The organism is Frondihabitans cladoniiphilus (assembly GCF_039544345.1).
In the GTDB taxonomy this organism is placed as follows: domain Bacteria; phylum Actinomycetota; class Actinomycetes; order Actinomycetales; family Microbacteriaceae; genus Frondihabitans; species Frondihabitans cladoniiphilus.
Map to the genome: position 1 here is coordinate 909,276 of NZ_BAABLM010000001.1, position 22,156 is coordinate 931,431.

The window sequence follows — 22,156 nt, forward strand, 5'->3', positions numbered from 1 at the left end:
GCGTCAGCGCGGGCGGTACTCCGCTGCCATGGGGCAGTCGAAGGGCCGACGCGCCGCGAGCCCGACCTTGTTGAGGTAGCGGACGACGATGCCGAAGGCGGCGGGCAGTGTTGTCTCGGTGTATTCGACGCGGTGCTCGAGGCAGTGCTCCTGGACGAGCTTCGAGGCGGCACGAAGGTGCGGTCGGGCCATGCTCGGGAACAGGTGGTGCTCGACCTGGTAGTTGAGACCGCCCATGCCGAGCGTCATGCCGCGGCCGCGGATGTTGCGCGAGGTCAGGACCTGCTTCGAGAGGAAGTCGACCCGCGACGTCTCGGGGATGATCGGCATGCCCACGTGGTTGGGCGCGAATGCGGCACCCATGTAGAGGCCGAAGACGGCGAGCTGCACACCGAGGAACGCGAACGCCATGCCGACCGGCAGGAACCAGAAGACGATGCCGAGGTAGACGGCGAAGCGGAGGGTGACCATCGCGATCTCGTGCGAACGCTTGTTGACCTTCTTGCGGCCGAAGAGCGTCTTGTACGACAGCACGTGCAGGTTGATGCCTTCGAACAGGAGGATCGGGAAGAACGCGTAGCCCTGGCGCTGCGTGAACAGACGGCTGAGGCCGCGCTGCTTGACGGCGTCCTGCTCGAGGAACGACACGGTGTCGTAGGCGATGTCGCCGTCCTTGCCGATCGTGTTCGGGTTGCCGTGGTGGCGCGTGTGCTTCGACATCCACCAGTCGTACGACATGCCGACGACGCCCGCAGCGAGGATGCGGCCGACGCGGTCGCTGGTCTTGCCCGACTCGAACACCTGGCGGTGCGCGGTCTCGTGCGCGAGGAACGCGTACTGGGTGAAGAGCAGCCCGATGCCGGCGGCGATGAGCAGCTGGAACCAGGAGTGCCCCAGCAGGAACGAACCGGTGACCGCCATGCCGAGCAGCGTCGTGATGACGACGAAGACCGTGATGTAGAAGCCCGTGCGACGCTTCAGCAGCCCTGCCTCGCGCACCTTCGCGAGCAGCGCCGTGTACGTGCTGATCGGCTTCGACGTCTCACCCGAGGTCGTCCCGCGGAAGCCGGCGGGCAGCTCCTTGTGGTTGCGAACGGGAGGAAGGGACGAGGCGGAAGGGGCCGGCGCGGTGGTCGCGGGACGGGCTGCCAGAGAGGTCATTCAGTCACAATCTGCGGGGGATGCGCACAGGCGCTGGTCGGGGTGGGAGGCCAGGGTCTGAGGCAACCTGGGCTCAGACTAAGCAAGGAAAGTTTTTTAGCGACCGAACCAAGGCGTTCTCACGGTTTCGGCGCGTCACTTCTCAGCTACGGGTCCGCCATTCGGCCGACAGGCCGGACGATCTCTCACATGCGGCACCCCTAAGGTCCACTATGAGTGAAACCCATTTGACGCCCGGTCTGCTGCGCCTCGGCGTGCTGGCCACGTCGCGCAAGGCCGACGAGCGCCGCCTCCCGATCCACCCGGCCCACCTCGAACGGATCGACGCCGACCTCCGGGCGAACATCGTCCTCGAACGCGGCTATGGGAGCCGCTTCGGCATCAAGGACGCCGAACTCGAGCCTCTCGTCGGCCTCATGGCCGATCGCGAGACCGTCGTCGAGCTCGCCGACGTCGTCGTCCTGCCGAAGCCGCAGACGTCCGACCTCGACGACCTCCGCGAGGGCCAGACGCTCTGGGGCTGGCCGCACTGCGTCCAGGACAGGGGGATCACCCAGCTCGCCATCGACAAGAAGCTCACCCTCATCGCGTGGGAGGCCATGAACCACTGGCAGGCGGACGGCGGCTTCGGCCTGCACGTGTTCCACAAGAACAACGAGCTGGCCGGCTACTGCTCGGTGCTGCACGCGCTGCAGCTCTGCGGCTCGACGGGCGACTACGGCCGCCGCCTCAGCGCTGTCGTGATCGGCTTCGGCGCCACCGCCCGAGGCGCGGTGACGGCCCTGAACGCTCACGGGATCCACGACGTCCGGGTCCTGACCAACCGGGGGATCGCCGCCGTCGGCTCGCCCATCCCGTCGGTCGACATCATCACGTTCGAGCACGATCCCGACAATCCGTTCGAGAGCACCGTCCATGCGGAAGACGGACCCGTCCCGCTCGCCCCGTACCTCGCGCAGAACGACATCGTCGTGAACTGCACCCTCCAGGACCCGAACGCGCCCCTGACCTACCTGCGGGTCGAAGACCTCGACGCCTTCCGTCCCGGCAGCCTGATCGTCGACGTCTCCATCGACGAGGGCATGGGCTTCAGCTGGGCGAAGACGACGACCTTCAAGGACCCGATGTTCACCGTCGGCGAGACCACCAACTACTACGCCGTCGACCACAGCCCGTCGCTGCTGTGGAACTCGACGACCTGGGAGATCAGCGAGGCGCTGCTCCCGTTCCTCCGCACCATCATGGAGGGTCCGTCGTCGTGGGCGGAGTCGGAGACGATTCACCGGGCGATCGAGATCGAGGGCGGGCGCGTGCGGAATGAAGCCATCCTGACTTTTCAGAAGCGTTCCGCCGAGCATCCCTACCCGTCACTGCCCTGACGGCGACCCTGGCCGGTCGAGGCGGCGGCTGCCCCCGGCCCTCTCCGACGTCGTACTAGGCTGCGAAAGAAGGGGGAGTCATGGTCGACGTCGCACGGGGGTTCGGGTGGAAGCGGGGTGTCGCCGTGGCGGCGACCGCGATCGCGGTGACGGGGATGCTCGCCGGGTGCTCTCCGGCTCACAAGAACGCGGTGACGCACACGACGACCCGCTCCGCGCATCCCACGCCCCGGGTCTCCGCCTCGACCGTTCCGACCGACTCCGCCTCGCCGACGCCGGCGCCGTCGTCCGCTCCGACGGCGGCTCCGAACCCGGCCGTGTCGCACGCCGCGACGCCCGAGCCCGCGGCGCCTGCTGCGCCGGTCGTGCCGCCGCCCTACTCGACGCCTGTACCCACCGGAACCGTCGTCGCCGAGGGGGACGTCTCCTCACCCAAGGGCAGCATCCACTTCCACTACCGGTTCGTGTCGAACGGCGACACCACCTACTCGGTGCAGTACTCCGGGTTCACGTCAACGCTTCCCGTGCCGGTGGGGGCGACGCTGTTCCAGATCGCGCCGAGCGTCGGCGACGGGTTGACCTCCCACGGCACCGGCGACGGTCTGCTGGGCGGGCCCACCAGCGCGCCGCAGTCCTCGGCCGAACCCCTGGGCAAGACCGGCAAGCCGTCGTACCTGACGTCGCTCGTGACCTACTCGGCGGCGCCGGTGAACGCGAGCGGGCTGCCGACCGAGATCCAGTCGGGCAAGGTGCTCGCCGTGACTCCCGTGCGGTGGTCGATTCCGGCACGGGCGACGAACGTGCATCCGGTCGACGGCGGCACGCGGGCGCTGGCCTCGGGGACCGTCACGGCTCACGCGGCCTCCGGTGCTCCCTCGCGCTACCTCATCGCCTCGGGAGACCTCACTTCGGTGGTGGCAGCGCGTTTCGGGCTGTCGATCGCCGACCTCATCTACCTGAATCCGAACCTGCAGGTGTTCGGCGATCAGCAGTACCTGTACTCGGGGACGACGCTGAACCTCGATCCCGACGTGCTGTAGGTACTCGCGGGCGCGTCGGCGGCGGTCGACTTGCGACAGGCGCGCTGGCCCGGGGAAGTGTGCCGGCAGGTCAGTCGTCGCCGAGACAGCCGTTGACCCCGTACTCCTTGCCGAGGCTGAAGAAGTTCACGCGCTGGAGCGAGTCGCCGTGGTCGTTCGTCTCGGACCACGATGCCTCGTCGCCGATCTGACTGAGGTCGGTCGCGAACTCCTTCGTGGCGTCAGGGCCGAATGCGATCAAGCCGTCGGTGGCGCCGCCGTAGAGAGCGGCCCCGGCCAGGCAATCGGCCTGGAGCTCGGGCTCACCCCATTCGATCTCCGGGTTCTGCTCGACGACGGCGTGACCCCACTCGTGAGCGATGACCATGTAGACCCAGTACTTGCCGGTGGTGTAGCCGTCTTGCATGAACGACTGGTCCCAGCTCACGCTGTTGTCGACGTAGCAGTACTGGGCGTTGTCGACCGGGAGGGGGTCGGGCCCGCAGAAGTGCTCGGTCGTGGAGTCGGTGCCGTCATAGAGACCGACCACGACCGGAGGCTGGTACGTCGTCTCGAAGTACTGCGATCAGTTCTGGCCCCAGAACTGGTTCACGACGCGCACCGCATCGTCGATGCTCGACTCCATCGCCGCCTCCTGGGGATACACCGTCGGAGTCGGCGACGCCTCCCCGGTGGGGGTCGGCGACGGGGTAGGCGTCGCCGACGCCGCCGGGGCCGAGCTCGGGGTCACGGTCGTCGTCTCCGTCACGGCCGCCGGGGGCGCGCTCGCGCTCCACGACCCCTGGCACGCGGTGAGCGAAAACAGGCCGGCCGTGGCCAGAGCGGCTGCAAATAAGGTCGTCGAACGGGAAGACTTCATCGTCGGGTGCCCTTCGGGAGGCGGTGTGATCCGGGTGGTCGAACCCTAAACCTCATATCGAGTGTTATGCAAGGATTCCGACACCTCCGATCAGGCGGCCGCGATGTCCGACAGATCGAACGCCCGCGGCGGCCCGACGAGCGACGCCTTGGCGGCGGCACCCATCGCGTCGAGGATCTCCACCTCGCCCGCCTCGAGCCCGTCGAGCGCCAGGCGTGCGAGGTCCGCCGGATCCGTCATCGCACCGTCGGGCAGCACCATCCCCTGGGCGGCGATGAAGTCCTTCAGCGTCTGGGTGGCGATGAGCCCGGGGATGAGGGCGCTCACCTGGGTGCCCTGACCGGCCAGTTCCATTCGCACCGCGTTGGTCAGGCCCCACTCGGCCGACTTCGCAGCGGCGTAGGCACTGTTGCCGTCGACGGTGTTCCAGGCCGCAGCCGAGAGGACGTTCAGGATCGCTCCGCCGCCGTTCCGGGCCAAGATCGGAGCGAACGCCCGCACCATGTAGAGGGCGCCGTAGTAGTTCGAGTCCATGACGGCCCGGATGGAGTCCAGGTCGCCCGTCACCAGGTTGCCTCCGTCCGTGAAAGCCGCGTTGTTGATGAGGACGTCCACGTCAGTGGCGATCGAAGCCGCTCGAGCGACCGACGCCTGGTCGACGATGTCCAGAGCCAGCACCTCGACCCCCGGGATGTCGACCAGCTCGGGGCGGCGCGCAGTCGCATAGACCTTGGCTCCCCGGCTGACCAGTTGGGTCGCGAAATGGACGCCCAATCCGCGATTGCTGCCCGTGACCAATGCTGTTGCACCCTGCAGATCCATGAGTTCCTCCGTAAAATGACCATGCGGTTATGTTGACTCGGCCAGAATAAACACAAACTGACCCATCGGTCAACTTGATAGGCTGACACCTGTGACCTCCCCGACACGACCGCCCCGCGCCGACTCCGTCCGCAACCGCGAGCTGCTCTTGCAGGCCGCCGAGGCCGAGTTCGCCGAGCACGGGGCCGAGGCCTCCATCGCCGACATCGCTGCCCGCGCCGGCGTCGCCAAGGGCACCGTGTTCCGCCACTTCGCATCGAAAGAGGAGCTGATAGCCGCGCTGGTCACCGGGCACATGGCGACCCTGACGGAGGGGGCGGCGGGGTTCCTCGACGACCCGGATCCCGGGCTCGCTTTGCTGGGCTTCTTGACGTTGGCCGCCGACCAGAGACAGCAGCACGACGTGAACTTCCTGCTGACGGCCAGTGCTGCGAACCCCGAAGTGGCCCGGCTCCGCGACGAGCTCTTCGGCCACATCGAGTCGCTCGTCGCGAGGGCGCGCGATGCAGGGGCGATCCGGGCCGACATCACGGCCACCGACGTGTTCCTGCTCACTTGCGCGCCCGTGCACGTCACCGAGTTCCTCGAGAACCCGCCGCCGGATCTCTGGCGTCGCTACCTCGGCATCATCTTCGACGGCATGCGCCCTGAGGGGGCCAGCCCCCTCGCGATGCCGGCGCCGAAGTGGCCCTGAGGCGCGCCATCAGCCCGGCCCCTCCGTCGCCGACAAGGTGGGGAAACTACCGCCGCCGCTGGAACGGGACGATCACGCGCTCGACGAGCACCACCGCCGCCGCCACGATCGGCACGGCGACCAGGGCCCCGAGGATCCCGCCGAGCGCACCGCCGCCGATCACCGCGATCACGACCAGGGCGCCCGGCACGTGCACGGCCCGCGACATCACGCGCGGGGTCAGGATGTACGCCTCGAGCGGGTGGTAGACGAGGTAGAAGATGATCGCGGCGATGGCGGCGGCCGGCGACGTGAACAGGCAGACGGCGATGATGATGAGCGCCTCGACGATGGTGCCGACGATGGGGATCAACGCCCCGACGAATGCGACGGCGGTCAGCAGCGCGACGCCCGGCACCTGGAAGACCAGCAGCAGGATGCACGTCAGCAGTGCGTTGAACGCCGCGAGCAGCACCTGCCCCGCCACGTACCGGCCGACCGAGTGCGTCATCTCGTCATAGACCGGCCGGTACGACACCGCTTTCGAGGCCGGGATCATTTGGAACGCCTTGTTCGTGATCCGAGGCAGCGTCGACGTGAAGTACGCCGTCAGGATCAGCACGACGAAGACCGCGGTCGCCCCGTCGACGACGCCGGTGCCGACGGAGAGAAGGCCGCCGCCGATCGACCTGAGGTGAGCGGGGTCCTTGAGGAAGTCGGTCGCCGCCTCGACGAGACCGTGGACCCCGCCGTCGACCCCGAGCGACTTGGTGAGGTCGGCGAACCACGGCTCGCTCGTGAGGGTCTCCAGGGCGGCCGGGGTGCGCTTGGCCAGGCCGACGATCTGGTGCCCGACGAGCGGGACCACGGTGAAGACCAGTGCCGCCGCGAGGGCCACGAGGATCGCAAACACGCCGCTGACGGCACCCCAGCGGGGGATGCGATGGCGCCCGGCCCAGACGATCACGGGCTCGAGGGCCAGCGAGATGAAGTAGGCGACTCCGATGTAGGTCAGAAGCGAGGCGATGGTCTGGACGCCGCCGATGATGGCCAGCCCGAGGCCGACCCCGAGCACACCCACGAGCCCGACGCGGAACGCTTGCAGGGCGACGGGGCGCGGACGTGCATCCCGCGGGCCTCGGTGGTTCTGGGCGTCGTGGCTGTTCCGGGCGGGCAGCGCGATGCGCCGGGGGCGCGAAGAGGACGGTCGGATGCGCGGGGCTCCGCCGGGCGGACGGCGGCGGGTGGGCGGCGGGTCGAGGGGCATGGCAGCCTTCGTGGTCGGCAGGTGCGGGGGCGGCGTCCGCGACCCTGCGTGCCGCCGCGAGGGGACTCCTGACTCTACCGGTGGCCGTCTGCGTGGCCCGCGTCTCACCGGGGCTCGCGCCTCCCCGGTGGCCCGCGCCTCTCAGCCTGGGGGAGGGGACGGGACCCTCTGCAGGCGGATTCGGTGCCGATTAGCCGCTGTTACGTTCGGGGAATCGAGGGGCGACGAGCCGGACGAGAGGGCGACACATGTCGATCTGGACGAGCGGGCACCTCAGCCCGGACGGGTTGTACTGGTGGGATGGGCGGCGCTGGTACCCGACGGAGTCCGCCGACGGCTGCTGGCGCTTCGACGGCACGGGGTGGCGGCCCATCCCGGGGCGCGAGAAGCCCGGGTTCTTCGCCGCCCCCACCTGGGTGCGCGCGGCCGGCGCCACCTGGCTCCTTGTGCTGATGGCCTTGCTCGTGGGTGGCCTGGCGACGCACTCCGAGGGCTCGGACGTCCGGGCCGTCGCGGGGTCGGCCGCCGGATTGGGGCTGGCCACGGTCGCGCTGTGCGGGATCCTCGGACGCCGGCGCATGATGGGATGGCTCTGGTTCGTCGCTCTCTTCCTGACAATCGCGGCGGTCATGTACTACGTCGGCGCGATGCTGGATCCCGCGACCGGGCCCGCCTCCGGCGGCGACGATCTGGCTGCCGTCGGCCTGATCGTCATCGGCATTCCTCTGACCGCGGCCATTCTTCTCGTCGTTTGGGCTGCGGCCGGGCTCGGAATGCTCACGCGGCTGATCCGGAGGAGGTGACCGGGTCGGAAGAACGCGCGATTTCACGGAGACCGCGCGGTACAGACGGCGCGTTTCCCGTGGAATCGCGCGGTGTTCGACGAGCGCGTCTGCAACGATGCTGAGGTGGAAGACACGTGGGACGACAGGGTGGCCCGGTTCTGGGAGACAGCCGACGACGAGGATGCCCCGGCCGTGCTCGCAGCGATGAAGCTCCTCGTCGACGAGCGGCCCGCCGGGGACCCGGAGGCGCTCTTCGAATGGGCATCGGCGCACGACTTCCTCGGCCACGAGTCCGAGGCGATCCCGCTGTACCGGCGGGCGCTCGAGGCGGGGTTGCCCGACGAACGACACTTCCAGGCGCAGATCCAGCTCGCGAGTTCGCTGCGCAACGTGGGGGAGTTCGAGCAGGCGATCGACATCCTGCGCGGGCGCCCGGACGACCCGGTGACCGGGGCCGCGGGCAGCGCTTTCCTGGCTCTGGCGTTCCTCAACTCGGGCCGGGCCGGGGCAGCCGTCGGAACGGCCCTGACCGCTCTGGCGCCCACGCTCCCGATGTACGGGCGCGCCGTAGCGGAATACGCGAACGACTGGAGGTCGCTGCGCGGACTCCCGCCGATCGTCGAGGACGCGCCGGGCAGCGACGACGGCACGGAAGACGATGGTCTGGACGACGACGACGACGACGACAGCGACGCCGGCCACGTCATCTTCAGCCTCGATGTCCTCTCGCTCCATGCAATCCCGGCACTGAGCGGGCTCTCGTCACTGAGTCCGAACATCCACCCTCGCGACAACTTCCAGTACCGGGTGCACCACGAGAGCTTCACCGAGTCCAACTGGTCGCTCCGTGCAGACCGTGTCGAGGCGACGCTCACGGCGGCGCTCGACACGCTCGAGGCCACGCAGGTGGATCTCGCCGCCCTCCATCATCCCGACGTCTTCGTCCGCGCCTTCTTCACGTTCGGCAGCGGGGCCGAGACCATTCACGCCGAGGCTCTCCAGCGCCTGGCGAAGTTCAACGCGACCCTCTGGATCGACGCCTGACACCGCGGCCCGCGACAGCAGCGCCGGCCACGCCGCGCCCTAGGATTCGGGGGTGGGGAAGCACACGGATCACGACCGGAGCCCGGAGAAGCGCACCGCCACGCGGGAGCGCCGCCGCCGCGCGTTGCTGGCCGAGGTGCCGCAGTGGTGGCCTCGGCCACTGAGGGGGCTGTGGCTTTACGGCGTGAGGCCCCTCGGCCATCTGCTCGAGAACGCCATCAACGGCCTCGACTTCCTACCGTGACACGCGCGCTGCGCCGCACCCGTCAGAGCGACCGCAGCACCCGCCCGACCTGCTGCGCCACGAGGTCCGGCCGGGTGAGGAACGGGTGGTGCCCCGTCGGCAGCTCGGCGGAGTGCGTGGCGCGAGCGGCATGGGTGCGCTGAAGCGCAACCGACGTCGACCGGTCGGCACCGCACACCAGGTACGTCGACTCGCGACCCTGCCAGGAGGCGCGGGTGGTCGGCGTGCTGAAAGCGGCGGCAGCCTGGGGCGTCACTCGGGCCCAGGCCTCGGCCCGGGCATCCCCGTCTCCGAGGTCCGCCCAGAATCGCTCGCCGAACGTGTCGGGCGTGTAGCCGTCGACGCTGAGCATCCCGCCGTCCATCGCGATCGAGACCGGGTCCGGTTCGGCGCTCATGATCGAGGCCTGCGACTGCCCGACCTCCGGCAGGTACGAGGTGATGTAGAGCAGATGCGAGACGGCGGGATGCTCGGCCCCCTCCGCGATGACAGTGCCGCCGTACGAGTGCCCCACCACGATGGCGGCTTCGGTCTCGTCCAGAACCGCGTGGAGCGCCGCGGCATCCTCGGCCAACCCCGCATCGGCGCCGGCCGCCGGACCCTCGCCGCACGACGGAAGCAGCACCGCCCGGCTCGACACCCCCGTCGCCTCGCGCACCTGGTCGGCGACGGGCTTCCACCACCAGGCTCCGTCGCGCACCAGGGCGCCATGGACGAACACGATCTCGGTCATGGGGCCACCGTATTCGCAGCCGGGCCGTGCATCCCGCGTCGCCGCTCTCGGCGGCGCCCGCCTCTCGGCGGTGTCGTTTCGCCGTGGGGGAGTCGTTTCGCGCCGCGGCGCGAAATCTCGCCCCCAAGGCGAAACCATTCGTCGACTACCGCAGCGGCCAGCGACCTCGACCGGGCAACGCGTTCTGCCCTGAGCGGAACGAGTCGCCTCCCCGAGCCCACGCTGGTTGGCTGTGGCCATGGCTGATGCGAGGGCGAGCGAGACGAAGACCGGCCGCGACGGCGTCGAACCGCTGCTGCGCGAAGTGCTGGGCCGGCGACTGCGCGAGATGCGACTGGATCGCGGCGAACGGCTCGTGCAGACGGCCTCCCGCGCCGGCATCTCTCCCCAATACCTGTCGGAGATCGAGCGCGGCCTCAAAGAACCCTCGAGCGAGATGATCGCCGCCGTGACGGGTGCGCTGGGGATCGGACTGCTCGATCTGACCGCGGCCGCCGTGGCCGAGCTCCGCCGCCGAGAGGTCGGCCGTACCAGCCGCCCTCAGCGCGCCCCCGGGGTGTCGCTGTACGCCGTCGCGGCCTGACTGCGCGCTCGGCGGCGTGGTCCGGTTGCTCGGTCCGCGACGCAGCCCGGGGCGTAGACCGCTCGGCCCCGGGCCGCAGACCCCTCGGCCCTGGGCCGACGCCCGCTCAGGCCCCGGCGGCCAGGAGGTCGTCGATTCGGTCGAAGTTCTCGTCCATCCCGCCGCCCATGTCGCTCTCGGCCATGGCGTCGCAGGCCCCCTTCGAGGTGAACGTCGACACGATCTCGAGGGCGGACCGGCCCCCCTCGAGGTCGACGAACCGCAAAGTCTCGAGCGTGATGTCGGGCTCGCCGACGTACTGCCAGGTGTGGACGATCAGTCCAGGCGAGACCTCGTGGTAGCTGCCGCGGAAGTCCCAGCTGTCGTCGCTCGACGCCACCACGCCGTAGCGGAACTGGCCGCCCGACACCGGTCGGAACTCGTCCAGCCGCACGGTCGTGCCGCGGGGCCCCATCCACTGCACGAACTGGGCGGCGTCCGTGTGAGCGAGATGCACGCGCGCGGGGGATGCCTCGAACTCACGCCGATGGAACAGCGACTGCTCCCCGACCCTCTCGTGCGTCGTCTCGGCGTGCTGCTGCGTCTGGTCGCTCATGCGGCTACTGTGGCACCACTTCGCAGCCAGCGGAACACCCGCACGGTGAAAGGAACGGACTAATGCAGTACCTGATGAGTGTGATCGAGCAGTTCTTGCCGGGCGGGGTCCGTGCCGACGAGGCCGGATCGGCCGACGCGACGGAGGCCGCGGCCATCGACGTGTTCAACGCGCAGTTGCTGGCCGACGGGCACTGGATCTTCGCCGGCGGCCTTGCGGCGCCGAACACCGCCGTGGTCGTCGACGACCGCGACGTCCACGAGGGCGCGGCGTCGGTCGTGGAGGCGCCGCTGTTCGCCTCGACCGAGCACTACGGCGGGTTTTGGATCATCGACGTCGCCGATGCCGACACGGCCCGCGCCCTCGCGCTCGGTGCGTCGAGGGCCTGCAACCGGAAGATCGAGCTGAGGCCCCTGCTGTCGGCGCCCTCCCACGACGCGGCGGCCGGCTGAGGGTTTCGACGGCGTCCGGTCGCGGCGTCCGATCGACTTCGTCCGAACAGTCCGGAAAAGCCGGTCGCTAACCCTTTTTAAGAACGCTTGTCATGGGTATTCGAACGGCGCTACTGTGCATCCATTCGGCCCGGACCTCGCCACGAAGCCCCTCCGCCCCTACACGGAGACGGCATCCGACCCGAAGCGGACAGTGGCAGATGCGACCGATGCGCCGGACAGGCAGTCGCTCCTCTCACGGGATGGGAGCGGCTGCCGCTCCAGACGCGTCGACTCAGCGCGCGAAGAGCCCCGCGGTCGCGAGCAGCACCCGGCGGCGCGCGGCCGGCGCATCGACCGCGAATCGGTCGAGCCCCCACGACAGCGTCGTGATCAGCTCGTAGATCTCGTCGGCGGTGACGTCGCTCGTCACCGAGCCGGCCGCCCGGGCCGCGTCGAGCATCATGCTCGTGCGAGCCTGCAGGGGCACGCAGGCCGTGTTCATGGGCGAGGCCTCGTCGGCCAGTGCTGAGACGACGCACCCGGGCAGGTCGTGCCAGATCCGGAGTTGCCAGGCGACGCGCACACACCACTCCGACAGCGCCTCGGCGGGGGAGAGGGTGCGGCTGAGCTCGTCGCCCTCCACGAGCATCGCCACGATGCTGTCCTGGATCACGGCGGCTAGCAGGTCGTCGCGCGTGGGGAAGTTCCGGTACAGGGTCGCGTTGCCCACGCCCGCCTTGACGGCGATGCCGTCCAGGGAGGCCAGTACCCCCTCGACCTCGAACGTCGCGTGCGCCGCCGCGAGGATCGCGTCGCGGTTGCGCCGGGCATCGGCCCGCAGCGGCCGAGCCGCGACACCCGCTCCGGACGCGTCGACAGCCGAAGCGCTGACCGCAGAATCGACGGTTGCCATGAAAGTCCTCAAACGAATTGATTAAGCGGGGATGCTCCCCACATACTTGAGCGGGGATCATCCCCACTTAGCCAAGGAGTCTAGATGAACCAGTCACTGACCGCGCGAACCGTCCTCGTCACCGGCGCGAACGGAGGCATCGGCGAGCACTTCGTCCGCGAGGCGTTGGAGCGCGGCGCTAACCGGGTCTACGCCGCCGCCCGCACACCTCGTACCGCGGAGGCCTGGGGCGACGACCGGATCGTGCCGCTCGAGCTCGACGTGACCGATCTCGGATCCGTCGTCTCCGCCGTCGCCCAGGCGACCGACGTCGACCTCGTCGTCAACAATGCGGGTATCGCTCCCGAGGGCGATTCGACCCTGCACGGATCCGAAGAGCAGATGCGTCAGATCTTCGAGACCAACGTCTTCGGACCTGTGCGTCTCGCCCGGGCCTTCGCGCCCACCCTGGCCGCGAACGGTGGCGGCACCGTGATCAACGTGGCGTCGGCCGCGGCCTGGATCCCCGTCCCGACCCTCTACGCCGCCTCGAAGTCGGCCCTCTGGTCGGCGTCGAACGGCCTGCGCGTCGAACTCGCCGCCCAGGGCACCCACGTCACGACCGTGCTGATGGGCATGGTCGACACCCCCATGGCCACCCGCTGGGAGGTGCCGAAGGTCACACCGCTGAGCGTGGTGCAGCAGGCGTACGACGGCGTGGTCTCCGGAGCACTCGAGGTGCTGGCCGACGACGACACCCGCCAGGTGAAGGCCACGCTGAGCACACCGGCCGAGCAGTTCTACCCGTCGTTCGAGGCGCTGCTGGCCGGCTTCGCCGCCTAGAGCGAACCGAGGAGCGGCAGCAGCCCCTTCAGCCCGGCGAAGGTGCGCCCGACCATCAGGGCCGGGTCGACCACTTCGCCCGAGGAGATGAGCGCGTCGAGCTCGCGGAGAGGCATGCGCCGGCCGAACACCTGCTCCGAGGGGTCGGACGAATCCGCCTCGCCCTCCTCGAAGTCGGTCGCGAAGTAGACGTGCAGCGGCCAGGCGTAGCGACCCGGGTCGAGGAAGAACGTGTGCAGGTGGACCAGCCGGCCCGGGACGAGACCGACCTCTTCTCGGCATTCGCGCCGCGCTGCATCCTCCGGTTCCTCGCCCTCGTCGCCCGCACCGCCGGGCAGGTCGTAGATCCAGCGGTCGGGGGCGTAGCGGTACTGCCGGGCGACGATCACCTCGTCGGGCGTCGGCGCGAGCAGCACGGCCACTGCGAACGGGCTGCTCTCGTTGACCTCGAACGTGGTGCGGCCGCCGCCCGGGAGCTCGACCTCGTGCTCGGTGAGAAGGACGCGCCCTCGGTACAGCTCACGGGTGCCGAGACGGCGCCAGTGCGGTTCGGTCGGGTTCTCGGTAGCTTCGGACATCCTGCAATCATGCCGGTCCCGAGTCGGCCGGGCGGTACCATCCCAGCATCGCCAGCGCCGACGAAAGGATCCACCCATGGCCGACATCGTCGCGTCCTCCGACCGGGACGCCCTTCAGCTCACGTTCGTGGCCGAGTTCGACTCGCCTCCCGAGCGGGTGTGGCAGCTGTGGTCCGACCCCCGCCAACTCGAGAGGTGGTGGGGGCCGCCGACGTTCCCGGCCGTGTTCACCGAGCTCGATCTCGCGCCCGGCGGTCGGGCGGCGTACGCCATGACCAGCCCGGAAGGCGAGAAGTTCCCGGGCTGGTGGCGCATCACGTCGGTCGACGCGCCCACCGATCTGAGCCTCGACGACGGTTTCGCCGACGAGAACGGAGAGCCGGTCGCCGACGGCCCCGTGTCGCACCTGACCGTGCTCCTCGAATCCCTCGAAGTCGGCGACGACCTGGGCACGCGCATGACGCTCACGACCACGTTCGACAGCCCCGAGCAGATGGACGAGCTCGTCGAGATGGGCATGCTCGACGGCATGAAGCTGGCGATGGGGCAGATCGAGGGCATCCTCGCGGGGTGAGGATGCCCGGCGCTGCTCTAGGTCGTGTCCGGCCCACCGGTTCTCCCGGCCGCACCCGGCCTTCGGCTCTCGACGCCGCGCCCGGCCTACGGCTGGAGGTTCTCGAGGTCGTCGAGGAGGCTGCCGTGCGTGGGCTTCCACCCCAGCGCCTCGCGCGTGTGAGCCGCGGACGACGGCTGGTCGGTGGCGAAGATCGGGCCGAAGGGGCCGAACGACTCGACGGACACCTGCTCGACCGGGAGCCCGAGGCGGCGGCCGATGACGGCGGCGATGTCACTCACGGCATCCCCCTCGTCAGCGACGGCGTGCCACGCGGTCTCGGCGGGCGCGGACTCGAGAGCCAGACGGAAGAGCGAAGCGGCGTCGCGGGCATGCACGGCCGGCCAGCGCTGGGTTCCGTCGCCGGGATAGCCGACGACGCCGGACTGCCGAGCGGCCTGGGTGAGGAGCCCGGCGAAACCGCCGTCGCCGTTCTCGTGCACGGTGCGCGGCATGCGGACGGCCGAGCTCCGCACGCCCTTCTCGGCCAGCGCCAGGATGGCGTTGACGGTGACCGCGCGGCCGCCGACCGGGCCCTCGAGGGGCAGGGGATCGGATTCGATGGATGCACGTCCCGACACCCACGGCGTGCCGGACACGACGACGAAGGGCTTGTCGGTGCCGACCAGCGCCTCGCCGATGGCGGTGATCGCTGCGGTCTCCTCGGCGACCATCCGGGCGACGGCCTCGGCGGTGCTGAAGTCGTTGCCCGCGGCGAGGCTGATCGCGCCGTCGGCCTGCTGGGCTCCGGCCCGGAGGACGTCGAGGTCGGCGAGGTCGCCCCGGAGAGGCGTGGCGCCCGCCCGCGTGAGCGCGGTCGCCGAGGAGTCCGAGCGAGCGAGGGCGAGGACGGAGTGGCCGTGGGCGAGCAGTTCGGCGACGACGGGTGTGCCGATCGTGCCGGTGCCGCCGGTGACGAAAACGTGCATGGAAGAGTTCCTCACAGTGATGGGATGAATGTCCCATCACCGTAGCACCGCGATGGGACTCTTGTCCCGTCAACTAGGATGGGGCCATGGCACGGTGGGAAGCAGGGGCACGCGAACGGCTGGTCGTCGCCGCCGTCGATCTGTTCATCGAGCAGGGCTACGACGAGACGACGGTCGCCCAGATCTCCGAACGCGCCGGGGTCACGAAAAGCACGTTCTTCCGGCACTTCCCCGACAAGCGCGAGCTCCTCGTCGCGGGGCAGGAGACGCTGAGCGCCCTGCTCGCCTCGGGCATCACGTCCGCTCCGGCCGACGCGTCGCCGCTCGAGGCCGTGGCGGCGGGTCTCGCCATGGCGTCCAGCGAGATGGGGCCCACGAATCGCGACCTCGGGCCCCGGCTGCAAGCAGCCGTGGCGGCGAGCACCGAACTGCAGGAGCGCGACGCCCTCAAGAGCGTGGGCATGGCCGCTGCGATGGCCACGGCTCTCGTCGCCCGCGGCGTGCCGTCGACGGCCGCGCAACTCGCGAGCGAGATGGGTGTGCTCGCCTTCAAGCAGGGCTATGCGCGGTGGTCGGCGGCCGCCGCTGCTGCGTCTCCTCCTGCGACCTCCGCGTCTCCCGCTGACGACGACGAGGGCCTGGCACCTCACGCTCTGGCGGCTCTCGCCGACTTGCGGGCGGCGGCTGCGGCCCTCGGCTGAGGTGTCCGATCCGGCCGACGGGCAGATCTAGCGCAGGCCGAGCATCCCACGGCCCTGAACTGCGAGGTCGTGGAGTTTCGCGCTGCGCAGGTAGGACGAGATGCGGCGGTCCGGGTCGGTGAGAATCAGGGGGATGTCGCCGCGGCTGCGCGACGAGACGATGAGGCCGGCGGTCGAGCGGTTGCCGTTGCGAATGACGGCCGTGCGGATCCAGGCGACGTCCGCGCGGGGGAGCCGCACCAGGGGAGCCTTGTCGGTGTCCTCCCACACGTCGATGCCGTCGGCGGTGATCACGAGGCCGAAGCTGTTCGCCTGGTTGCCGCCCCGCTTCTCGGGCACGACGGAGCGGGTGGCCCTCGCCCAGATGCCCACGCCGATGGCGGCGGAGGGGAAGCGTTCGCGGAGTCGCTTCGTGCGAGCCCGCGACTTCAGACGGGTCAGAATCAGGACGACGAAGATGATGACGATCGCGACGGGGATCGCGATGGCGAGGACGTCGTCGAACGTGTCACGGCCCCCGCTCTCGACGGCTGCCGACAGGGGCCGAAGCTCGCGGATGACGGCCACGATGCAGATGACGATGGCCACAAGGGGAAGCTTCGAATACCAGGCCGTCGAGACCTTGAGATCCGCGGGATGCGCGGCTGCAGGATTCACGGACGGATAGGTGTTGTCGGGGTCGGACATGAAGCGGGCGCTCCTCGGCAGGGGTCCGCTTCGGGCGCGAGGCGGTTCGGGCGCCTCAGCATGGCACGCGGGCGGGCGGCGTGGAACGCCCGTGAACGGGGGTGGCACGCCCGGTCCGAACAAAAGCGCGGCGGCGTCTTGCGCTACCGGCGCCGAGCCTTCGGGTCGTCGAGCGACCTTCGCACCGACCGTTTTCGCCTGTCCCTGAACTTGATCGCACCGCCCGCGAAGAAGCCGATCAGCAGAAGTGAGTAGCCCACCGAAAGGATCAGCGGCGCTTCCCAGATCGGGTCGCCGATCGGGTAAGGGCCTGTGTCGTAGTTGCTCCACGGGATACCGAGGAGGTTCTGGACGAGCGGCCCGGCGCAGAAAACGAGGACTGCGGCGCCACCGACGGTGAGGAATCTCCGCGGGCGGGACCAGGTCGTCGCCCGACCCCAGGTGAAGGCGGCGCTGGTCGCTCCGGCGGCGACGGCTGCGTAGAACCATGCTCCCGCTGAGTAGCGCCAGCCGGGGTAGCGGACCCAGTCACCCAGGGACGACACGAAGGCGTGCAGGTTCTTCGCGTTGTCGTCACCGTTCGTCTTCTCCGGGAGGAAGGGAAGAGGGAGTCCGATAGCCGCTGCCACGAGAAAGAGGCCGGCTGCCGCGAGGAGCAGCCCGAAGATCGGTTGCTCGATCCGGGCGGAGGTCGGCGGCTCTCTGCGGCGCTGCGAGACGTCCCGCTGGGGCCGAGTTCCGGCACGGTTCGCGTCGGGACGTTCGGGGGTGGGCGCAGGACTCATGACGAGGTCGAGAGTAGGCGATGCAGCGGACCTGCCGGAGGTCCCCGTTCGGGCACTGCGTCGTTGTCCGCGGAGGTGAATTCACCGATACCGACAATGACCCGGGAGAGAACACGCTCCTTGCGGCAGCGCGGCCCTTCGACCGACCGAGCGCAAATGTTCGGCGGTGCCCGATGCGGCCGCACCCTCGAGACCGCGGGGGACCACCGGTCGACCGGGGTGCCGTGCGGCGGAGCGGGTGCGGGTCCGCGGGAACGGGGTGCGGCTACGCGGGAACGGGGTGCGGGTCCGCGGGAACGGGGTGCGGGTCCGCGGCGATCGGGTGCGGGTCCGCGGGAACGGGGTGCGGCTCGAACTCACAGCGGCCCGGCACAGGGCACGAGACCCGCGCATCCGCCAGACTGGTCCGGCACACCACACCGCACGCACCGCACGCACTGAACGCACCGACCCAGAGAGCCCCGCATGCCCAGCACCGACTACGACGAGACCTCGAAGCTCGCCCTCCCCGACGACCTGTTCTGGGACCTCATCGACGTGCTCGGCGGGCAGGTGGACGAAGACTCGCTCGGGGCGCTCCGCGATGCCTTGGCTGCCCTCTCCGAAGACCAGCTCCTCGGATTCCACGCCGCTCTGACCGTCAAGCTGCACGACCTCGACACGGCCAAAGCACACGAGTGGATGCGCGAGAACGACGAGGCCGCCGACGAACTGGGCGTCAGCGACGACGTGTTCCTCTACGCGCGCGCCGCGACGGTCGCCGCCGGCACCGCTGTGATGGAGCGGGCCGAGGGCGACGGCACCGTGTTCTTGGAAGAGGACGACCCCGGATCCGCGGAGGCCCTCCTGTACGTCGCCGAAGAAGCCGCCGACCAGGCCGGCTACGACATCGACTTCGCGTCGATCGCTCTCAGTTACGAGACCGGCAGCAACACCGAGGGCTGGAAAGAGGACTAGGAGTCAGGCGCCGATCGCGTCCAACTCCGCCACCACGTCGGCCGGCAGCTCGAGCGAGGCGCCCGCGACGTTGTCGCGCAGGTGGGCCACCGACGACGTGCCGGGGATCAGCAGCATGTTCGGCGACCGCTGCAGCAGCCACGCCAGCGCGACGGCCATGGGCGTGGCCTCGAGACGCGTCGCCACGTCCGACAGAGTCGACGACTGCAGCGGCGAGAACCCTCCCAGCGGGAAGTACGGCGCGTACGAGATGCCCTGCGCCGCCAGCGAGTCGATCAACGCGTCGTCCTGGCGATTGGCGATGTTGTAGAAGTTCTGCACGGTCACGATGGGCAGGATGCGCTGTGCCTCCGCGATCTGCTCGGCATTCACTGTGCTCAGCCCCACGTGCTTCACGAGCCCCTGCTGCTGCAGTTCGGCCATGACCTCCACCTTGTCGGCGATGGACCCGGGCTCGGGGGCGTCGAAGCCGCCGAGGCGGAGGTTGACCACGTCGAGCTGCTCCAGCCCGAGGTTGGTCAGGTTGTCGTGCACGGCCTCGATGAGCTCCTCACGCGAACGGGCGTGCGGCCAACCGCCTTGCGCGTCACGCTTGCCGCCGATCTTCGTGACGAGGTGCAGGTCCGCCGGGTACGGGTGCAGCGCTTCCTTGATGATTTGGTTCGTGACGTGCGGGCCGTAGAAGTCGGAGGTGTCGATGTGCGTGATGCCCATCTCGACGACCGCGCGCAGCACGGCGATGGCGCCGTCACGGTCGGCGGGCGGACCGAAAACGCCAGGGCCGGCGAGCTGCATGGCGCCGTAGCCCATGCGTGTCACGGTGAGGTCGTCGGCGAGGGGGTAGGTGCCGCCGGGAAGAGTGGTGGTTGCCATGAGTGGGGGAGCCTTTCGGAGTGGGGGCCGATGAAGGCCCGAGTTCCGTTCTACCCTCGCCCCGGGCATCCCCCGCTTCAAGAGTCCTCTCGTTCCTGGGAGTCGCGGGACCACCCGGGCCCGCACGGAGCCGGGTTAGCGTAGCGACATGGAATCGAACGCTCTCGGCGAATACCTCAAGGCCCGGCGCGAGCTGGTGCAGCCGGCCGACGTCGGAATCCGTGTGACCGGCGTCCGCCGCGTGGCCGGGCTGCGGCGCGAAGAGGTGGCGATGCTGGCCGGCATCAGCTCCGACTACTACCTGCGGTTGGAGCAGGGGCGCGACCGGCATCCGTCCGAGCAGGTCCTCGGGGCGCTGGCGCAGGTGCTGCAGCTCGACGCGTTGGCCACCGAGTACCTCATCGGCCTGGCGCGGGAGCGGCCTCGGGCAGCGCCCAAGCCGCGTCGCGAGATCGTGCCGACGGGCATCCTCCAGTTGCTCGGGGTTCTCGAGCAGCCCGCGTTCGTGGAGGGGCGCTCGTTTGACGTGCTCGCCTCGAACCCGCTGGCCGTGGCGTTGTCGCCGAGACTGGCCGTGGGTGGCAACCGGATGCGCGACTTCTTCCTGGACGAAGACGAGCGGTCTTTCTACCCGGAGTGGGAACAGGCAGCCGGAGGGCTCGTGGCCTCGTTCCGGTCGTCGGTCGGCACCGGCACCCCCGACCCGGGCATCGTTCAACTGGTGGGCGAACTGTCGCTGGGGAGCGAGGAGTTCCGCCGCCTGTGGGCGCGGCACGACGTCAAGATGCGGCAGGGTGCTTCGACGCGCCTTCGGCACCCGGAGGTCGGCGACCTGACCCTCGAGCGCGAGAAGCTCGAGATCGCGGGGAGCGATGGACTACTGCTCGTGATCTACCACGCGGAGCGAGGCTCGGAGTCGGAGGGGCTGCTGCGGCTGCTCGAGTCGCTGCACGCCCCGGCGTCGCCCACCTCGGCGGCAGGGTCGACGATGTCGGAGGGCTTCAGTTCACCAGGCCGAGCTCGTCCGGACGAATGGCCGGCTTCAGGTCGGTGAAGACGGTGATCGTGCCGAAGTGGAGGGTGCGGTACGTGACGTGGTGGGCGTCGAGGGCGGCCGGCATCTGCTGGCTCTCGGACGTGAGCACCCGGTTCGAGGTCATGTAGCTGAACGCCTTCGCTGCGTCCACCTGCTTACGCACGCCGATGAAGCGGGCCATCGGAGCCCACTCGGCCACCGTGACGTCCGTGTTCGCGCCGAAGTACTGAGCGGGAACCGCCGTCCAGTAGTCCGCGTAGAGGTCGTGGATGCCGGCCTTGTCGATGCCGTGCAGCGCCGATACGAACTCGGCGTCGGTCGTGTGCCCCTCCGGCTCGGCCTGCTGAGCCGTACCGATCGCCGTCGAGCCGAGGGTCAGGACCAGGGCCGACGCGGTGATCACTGCGACGATCGGGCGGAAGTCGGGCAGCCTCCGGGAGAGGACGGTGCGTTTCGAGCCGATCCACCCGATCACGGCGGCTGCCGAGACGGCCACGAACGGATACAGGATGAACAGGTAGCGCGGGCTGCCCGAGTACCAGGTGTGCGAGGACAGCAGGTAGATCACGATGGCGACCGGGAAGACGAGGAGGACGAGGTCGACGGCGCGGCGGTGGCTCCGGCGACCGGTGACGACAGCGGCGAGTCCGCGCACCCGCAGGACGACGGCGATCACGACGACGACGACACCGATCACGAGGATGCTGTTCTGGATCACCGCCGGCCACGGTGTCGACTCCGACGAGCCGACCAGGCCGAGGAACTGGCGCCCGACCACGCTCGTCAGGATGTCGAAGCGCTGGTGGATGGTCGTGACGGGTTGGGGTCCGCCTGCACTGGGGAGCGTCCACGAGTGCCGGACGATCCACCAGGTCACCGGCAGGGATCCGATGAGCGCACCGACGACGGTGGCGACGACGGCCCGGATCGACCGGAAGAACCAGGGCAGGACCCAGAGGATCGCCGCGATCAGGACCTCGAGGCCTGAGAGGCCGAGCCAGACGACGAGGCCGCAGGCGAGTCCGAGGCCGAACCACCAGCCCCAGCGCACCCGCGTCGTCGACTGCTCGCGCTGGGCATCCACCAGGAAGCCGGTTGCGCGGAGTGCGCAGATGACACCGAGGACCGCGACCAACTGAGTGCTGTCGTACGAGCCGTAGCTCTTCGTCGAGAAGAAGACGTTCCAGAACGGGCCGACGGCGAAGACGAGCGCGGCCACGACGGGGATCCAGAGTCCGCGGGTGACGAGGCGGGCGAGGCGGTAGACGGCGACCACCGTTCCGGCCGAGAGCGCTACCTGCACCAGACGCAGGGCGAACGGGGTCTGCGGCAGGTGGAACAGCCAGATCGCCGCGGCTTGGAGGTACTGCTCGGCCGAGCCGTTGTAGGTCTGGCCGGCGAAGAAGACGTAGCCGTTCTGCCCGGACAGGATGGTCCGCACCATCATTCCCGTGGTGGCTTCGTCGGCGTCCAGCGAGGCGGAACCGGTCGAAGCGAACTGCAGTCGCACGACGATCGCCAAGGCGACGGTGAGGATCAGAGCGAGAACGGGCGCGGCTCGAACGGCCCTTCGCCCCCAGATATGCACCCGGCAATCGTAGGGGATCGCCGACGGCCCACCATGGCGCCGCGCCTGCCCGGTC

General features: G+C 69.6%; 27 protein-coding genes. 14 read left to right on the plus strand and 13 right to left on the minus strand.

The genetic code is table 11. The features are described from left to right. Nucleotides 1–3: 3 nt before the first annotated feature. On the minus strand, nucleotides 4–1,161 hold the full coding sequence (locus tag ABEA39_RS04300) for a fatty acid desaturase family protein (protein WP_345373584.1): 1,158 nt from the start codon (nucleotides 1,159–1,161) through the stop codon (nucleotides 4–6). Nucleotides 1,162–1,373: 212 nt separating this feature from the next. On the opposite strand from ABEA39_RS04300, the gene ABEA39_RS04305 reads away from it, so the two are divergent. Then, nucleotides 1,374–2,540: a N(5)-(carboxyethyl)ornithine synthase gene (locus ABEA39_RS04305; RefSeq protein WP_345373586.1), complete on the plus strand. Its 1,167-nt coding sequence runs from the start codon at nucleotides 1,374–1,376 to the stop codon at nucleotides 2,538–2,540. Between the two features lie 80 nt (nucleotides 2,541–2,620). Beyond that, nucleotides 2,621–3,580, plus strand: a complete 960-nt coding sequence (locus tag ABEA39_RS04310) for a LysM domain-containing protein (protein WP_345373588.1) — start codon at nucleotides 2,621–2,623, stop codon at nucleotides 3,578–3,580. A gap of 70 nt (nucleotides 3,581–3,650) precedes the next feature. Here the strand turns inward: ABEA39_RS04310 and ABEA39_RS04315 are convergent, their stop codons facing one another. Next, the gene (locus tag ABEA39_RS04315; protein ID WP_345373593.1) at nucleotides 3,651–4,109 is read right to left on the minus strand and encodes a neutral zinc metallopeptidase; all 459 of its coding nucleotides are present in this window, start codon (nucleotides 4,107–4,109) and stop codon (nucleotides 3,651–3,653) included. Between the two features lie 82 nt (nucleotides 4,110–4,191). Here ABEA39_RS04315 and ABEA39_RS04320 point away from each other — a divergent pair, with 82 nt between their 5' ends. Continuing rightward, a complete protein-coding gene (locus ABEA39_RS04320) occupies nucleotides 4,192–4,488 on the plus strand; it encodes a hypothetical protein (RefSeq protein WP_345373595.1) in 297 nt (98 codons plus the stop codon). Nucleotides 4,489–4,529: 41 nt separating this feature from the next. Here ABEA39_RS04320 and ABEA39_RS04325 read toward each other — a convergent pair whose 3' ends face one another. Then, entirely contained in the window at nucleotides 4,530–5,261 is a 732-nt protein-coding gene (locus ABEA39_RS04325) for an SDR family NAD(P)-dependent oxidoreductase (RefSeq protein WP_345373597.1), read from the minus strand. Between the two features lie 91 nt (nucleotides 5,262–5,352). Between ABEA39_RS04325 and ABEA39_RS04330 the strand changes: the two genes are divergently transcribed. Next, the gene (locus ABEA39_RS04330; protein WP_345373599.1) at nucleotides 5,353–5,955 is read left to right on the plus strand and encodes a TetR/AcrR family transcriptional regulator; all 603 of its coding nucleotides are present in this window, start codon (nucleotides 5,353–5,355) and stop codon (nucleotides 5,953–5,955) included. 46 nt (nucleotides 5,956–6,001) lie between these two features. On the opposite strand, the gene ABEA39_RS04335 is transcribed toward ABEA39_RS04330, so the two are convergent. After that, nucleotides 6,002–7,201, minus strand: a complete 1,200-nt coding sequence (locus tag ABEA39_RS04335) for an AI-2E family transporter (RefSeq protein WP_345373601.1) — start codon at nucleotides 7,199–7,201, stop codon at nucleotides 6,002–6,004. A 248-nt stretch (nucleotides 7,202–7,449) separates the two neighbouring features. On the opposite strand from ABEA39_RS04335, the gene ABEA39_RS04340 reads away from it, so the two are divergent. From ABEA39_RS04340 to ABEA39_RS04350, 3 genes are all read left to right on the plus strand, one after another. Beyond that, a complete protein-coding gene (locus ABEA39_RS04340; RefSeq protein WP_345373603.1) occupies nucleotides 7,450–8,004 on the plus strand; it encodes a hypothetical protein in 555 nt (184 codons plus the stop codon). A 105-nt stretch (nucleotides 8,005–8,109) separates the two neighbouring features. Further along, on the plus strand, nucleotides 8,110–9,030 hold the full coding sequence (locus ABEA39_RS04345; protein ID WP_345373605.1) for a tetratricopeptide repeat protein: 921 nt from the start codon (nucleotides 8,110–8,112) through the stop codon (nucleotides 9,028–9,030). A 52-nt stretch (nucleotides 9,031–9,082) separates the two neighbouring features. Continuing rightward, nucleotides 9,083–9,274, plus strand: a complete 192-nt coding sequence (locus ABEA39_RS04350) for a hypothetical protein (protein ID WP_345373607.1) — start codon at nucleotides 9,083–9,085, stop codon at nucleotides 9,272–9,274. 22 nt (nucleotides 9,275–9,296) lie between these two features. Here ABEA39_RS04350 and ABEA39_RS04355 read toward each other — a convergent pair whose 3' ends face one another. After that, nucleotides 9,297–10,007, minus strand: coding sequence for an alpha/beta hydrolase (locus ABEA39_RS04355; protein WP_345373609.1), 711 nt, complete (start codon nucleotides 10,005–10,007; stop codon nucleotides 9,297–9,299). Between the two features lie 238 nt (nucleotides 10,008–10,245). Here ABEA39_RS04355 and ABEA39_RS04360 point away from each other — a divergent pair, with 238 nt between their 5' ends. Further along, on the plus strand, nucleotides 10,246–10,590 hold the full coding sequence (locus tag ABEA39_RS04360; RefSeq protein WP_345373611.1) for a helix-turn-helix domain-containing protein: 345 nt from the start codon (nucleotides 10,246–10,248) through the stop codon (nucleotides 10,588–10,590). Nucleotides 10,591–10,696: 106 nt separating this feature from the next. Here ABEA39_RS04360 and ABEA39_RS04365 read toward each other — a convergent pair whose 3' ends face one another. Then, nucleotides 10,697–11,185 (minus strand): SRPBCC domain-containing protein, encoded by a 489-nt coding sequence (locus ABEA39_RS04365; protein WP_345373613.1) that lies wholly within the window; start codon nucleotides 11,183–11,185, stop codon nucleotides 10,697–10,699. A gap of 62 nt (nucleotides 11,186–11,247) precedes the next feature. Between ABEA39_RS04365 and ABEA39_RS04370 the strand changes: the two genes are divergently transcribed. Next, entirely contained in the window at nucleotides 11,248–11,637 is a 390-nt protein-coding gene (locus ABEA39_RS04370; protein WP_345373615.1) for a YciI family protein, read from the plus strand. A gap of 274 nt (nucleotides 11,638–11,911) precedes the next feature. Here ABEA39_RS04370 and ABEA39_RS04375 read toward each other — a convergent pair whose 3' ends face one another. After that, complete coding sequence (locus tag ABEA39_RS04375; RefSeq protein ID WP_345373617.1) at nucleotides 11,912–12,532, minus strand: TetR/AcrR family transcriptional regulator; 621 nt, start codon at nucleotides 12,530–12,532, stop codon at nucleotides 11,912–11,914. A gap of 84 nt (nucleotides 12,533–12,616) precedes the next feature. On the opposite strand from ABEA39_RS04375, the gene ABEA39_RS04380 reads away from it, so the two are divergent. Then, nucleotides 12,617–13,354, plus strand: a complete 738-nt coding sequence (locus ABEA39_RS04380) for an SDR family oxidoreductase (RefSeq protein WP_345373619.1) — start codon at nucleotides 12,617–12,619, stop codon at nucleotides 13,352–13,354. On the opposite strand, the gene ABEA39_RS04385 is transcribed toward ABEA39_RS04380, so the two are convergent. Next, on the minus strand, nucleotides 13,351–13,932 hold the full coding sequence (locus ABEA39_RS04385) for an NUDIX hydrolase (protein ID WP_345373621.1): 582 nt from the start codon (nucleotides 13,930–13,932) through the stop codon (nucleotides 13,351–13,353). The two genes, ABEA39_RS04380 and ABEA39_RS04385, sit on opposite strands and share 4 nt — an antisense overlap. A gap of 76 nt (nucleotides 13,933–14,008) precedes the next feature. On the opposite strand from ABEA39_RS04385, the gene ABEA39_RS04390 reads away from it, so the two are divergent. After that, nucleotides 14,009–14,506: an SRPBCC family protein gene (locus ABEA39_RS04390; RefSeq protein ID WP_345373623.1), complete on the plus strand. Its 498-nt coding sequence runs from the start codon at nucleotides 14,009–14,011 to the stop codon at nucleotides 14,504–14,506. Nucleotides 14,507–14,592: 86 nt separating this feature from the next. Here ABEA39_RS04390 and ABEA39_RS04395 read toward each other — a convergent pair whose 3' ends face one another. Then, nucleotides 14,593–15,474 (minus strand): SDR family oxidoreductase, encoded by an 882-nt coding sequence (locus ABEA39_RS04395; RefSeq protein ID WP_345373625.1) that lies wholly within the window; start codon nucleotides 15,472–15,474, stop codon nucleotides 14,593–14,595. Between the two features lie 86 nt (nucleotides 15,475–15,560). Between ABEA39_RS04395 and ABEA39_RS04400 the strand changes: the two genes are divergently transcribed. Beyond that, complete coding sequence (locus tag ABEA39_RS04400; protein WP_345373627.1) at nucleotides 15,561–16,175, plus strand: TetR/AcrR family transcriptional regulator; 615 nt, start codon at nucleotides 15,561–15,563, stop codon at nucleotides 16,173–16,175. 27 nt (nucleotides 16,176–16,202) lie between these two features. On the opposite strand, the gene ABEA39_RS04405 is transcribed toward ABEA39_RS04400, so the two are convergent. Both ABEA39_RS04405 and ABEA39_RS04410 read right to left on the minus strand, forming a co-directional pair. Beyond that, nucleotides 16,203–16,862 (minus strand): hypothetical protein, encoded by a 660-nt coding sequence (locus ABEA39_RS04405; protein WP_345373629.1) that lies wholly within the window; start codon nucleotides 16,860–16,862, stop codon nucleotides 16,203–16,205. A 143-nt stretch (nucleotides 16,863–17,005) separates the two neighbouring features. Next, entirely contained in the window at nucleotides 17,006–17,647 is a 642-nt protein-coding gene (locus ABEA39_RS04410; protein ID WP_345373631.1) for a hypothetical protein, read from the minus strand. A 465-nt stretch (nucleotides 17,648–18,112) separates the two neighbouring features. Between ABEA39_RS04410 and ABEA39_RS04415 the strand changes: the two genes are divergently transcribed. Beyond that, the gene (locus tag ABEA39_RS04415; protein WP_345373633.1) at nucleotides 18,113–18,604 is read left to right on the plus strand and encodes a DUF4240 domain-containing protein; all 492 of its coding nucleotides are present in this window, start codon (nucleotides 18,113–18,115) and stop codon (nucleotides 18,602–18,604) included. A 3-nt stretch (nucleotides 18,605–18,607) separates the two neighbouring features. On the opposite strand, the gene ABEA39_RS04420 is transcribed toward ABEA39_RS04415, so the two are convergent. Next, nucleotides 18,608–19,477, minus strand: a complete 870-nt coding sequence (locus ABEA39_RS04420; protein ID WP_345373635.1) for an aldo/keto reductase family oxidoreductase — start codon at nucleotides 19,475–19,477, stop codon at nucleotides 18,608–18,610. 148 nt (nucleotides 19,478–19,625) lie between these two features. Here ABEA39_RS04420 and ABEA39_RS04425 point away from each other — a divergent pair, with 148 nt between their 5' ends. After that, on the plus strand, nucleotides 19,626–20,531 hold the full coding sequence (locus ABEA39_RS04425) for a helix-turn-helix domain-containing protein (RefSeq protein WP_345373637.1): 906 nt from the start codon (nucleotides 19,626–19,628) through the stop codon (nucleotides 20,529–20,531). On the opposite strand, the gene ABEA39_RS04430 is transcribed toward ABEA39_RS04425, so the two are convergent. Further along, nucleotides 20,479–22,101, minus strand: a complete 1,623-nt coding sequence (locus tag ABEA39_RS04430) for a hypothetical protein (protein ID WP_345373639.1) — start codon at nucleotides 22,099–22,101, stop codon at nucleotides 20,479–20,481. The genes ABEA39_RS04425 and ABEA39_RS04430 overlap by 53 nt on opposite strands. Nucleotides 22,102–22,156 lie beyond the last annotated feature (55 nt).

Excerpts from the sequence above, each read along its gene's own strand:
- ABEA39_RS04300 (WP_345373584.1), bottom strand. The coding sequence starts at position 1,161 with ATGACCTCTCTGGCAGCCCGTCCCGCGACCACCGCGCCGGCCCCTTCC.
- ABEA39_RS04305 (WP_345373586.1), top strand. The coding sequence starts at position 1,374 with ATGAGTGAAACCCATTTGACGCCCGGTCTGCTGCGCCTCGGCGTGCTG.
- ABEA39_RS04310 (WP_345373588.1), top strand. The coding sequence starts at position 2,621 with ATGGTCGACGTCGCACGGGGGTTCGGGTGGAAGCGGGGTGTCGCCGTG.
- ABEA39_RS04320 (WP_345373595.1), top strand. The coding sequence starts at position 4,192 with ATGCTCGACTCCATCGCCGCCTCCTGGGGATACACCGTCGGAGTCGGC.
- ABEA39_RS04325 (WP_345373597.1), bottom strand. The coding sequence starts at position 5,261 with ATGGATCTGCAGGGTGCAACAGCATTGGTCACGGGCAGCAATCGCGGA.
- ABEA39_RS04335 (WP_345373601.1), bottom strand. The coding sequence starts at position 7,201 with ATGCCCCTCGACCCGCCGCCCACCCGCCGCCGTCCGCCCGGCGGAGCC.
- ABEA39_RS04340 (WP_345373603.1), top strand. The coding sequence starts at position 7,450 with ATGTCGATCTGGACGAGCGGGCACCTCAGCCCGGACGGGTTGTACTGG.
- ABEA39_RS04355 (WP_345373609.1), bottom strand. The coding sequence starts at position 10,007 with ATGACCGAGATCGTGTTCGTCCATGGCGCCCTGGTGCGCGACGGAGCC.
- ABEA39_RS04360 (WP_345373611.1), top strand. The coding sequence starts at position 10,246 with ATGGCTGATGCGAGGGCGAGCGAGACGAAGACCGGCCGCGACGGCGTC.
- ABEA39_RS04365 (WP_345373613.1), bottom strand. The coding sequence starts at position 11,185 with ATGAGCGACCAGACGCAGCAGCACGCCGAGACGACGCACGAGAGGGTC.
- ABEA39_RS04370 (WP_345373615.1), top strand. The coding sequence starts at position 11,248 with ATGCAGTACCTGATGAGTGTGATCGAGCAGTTCTTGCCGGGCGGGGTC.
- ABEA39_RS04375 (WP_345373617.1), bottom strand. The coding sequence starts at position 12,532 with ATGGCAACCGTCGATTCTGCGGTCAGCGCTTCGGCTGTCGACGCGTCC.
- ABEA39_RS04380 (WP_345373619.1), top strand. The coding sequence starts at position 12,617 with ATGAACCAGTCACTGACCGCGCGAACCGTCCTCGTCACCGGCGCGAAC.
- ABEA39_RS04385 (WP_345373621.1), bottom strand. The coding sequence starts at position 13,932 with ATGTCCGAAGCTACCGAGAACCCGACCGAACCGCACTGGCGCCGTCTC.
- ABEA39_RS04390 (WP_345373623.1), top strand. The coding sequence starts at position 14,009 with ATGGCCGACATCGTCGCGTCCTCCGACCGGGACGCCCTTCAGCTCACG.
- ABEA39_RS04395 (WP_345373625.1), bottom strand. The coding sequence starts at position 15,474 with ATGCACGTTTTCGTCACCGGCGGCACCGGCACGATCGGCACACCCGTC.
- ABEA39_RS04400 (WP_345373627.1), top strand. The coding sequence starts at position 15,561 with ATGGCACGGTGGGAAGCAGGGGCACGCGAACGGCTGGTCGTCGCCGCC.
- ABEA39_RS04405 (WP_345373629.1), bottom strand. The coding sequence starts at position 16,862 with ATGTCCGACCCCGACAACACCTATCCGTCCGTGAATCCTGCAGCCGCG.
- ABEA39_RS04410 (WP_345373631.1), bottom strand. The coding sequence starts at position 17,647 with ATGAGTCCTGCGCCCACCCCCGAACGTCCCGACGCGAACCGTGCCGGA.
- ABEA39_RS04415 (WP_345373633.1), top strand. The coding sequence starts at position 18,113 with ATGCCCAGCACCGACTACGACGAGACCTCGAAGCTCGCCCTCCCCGAC.
- ABEA39_RS04420 (WP_345373635.1), bottom strand. The coding sequence starts at position 19,477 with ATGGCAACCACCACTCTTCCCGGCGGCACCTACCCCCTCGCCGACGAC.
- ABEA39_RS04425 (WP_345373637.1), top strand. The coding sequence starts at position 19,626 with ATGGAATCGAACGCTCTCGGCGAATACCTCAAGGCCCGGCGCGAGCTG.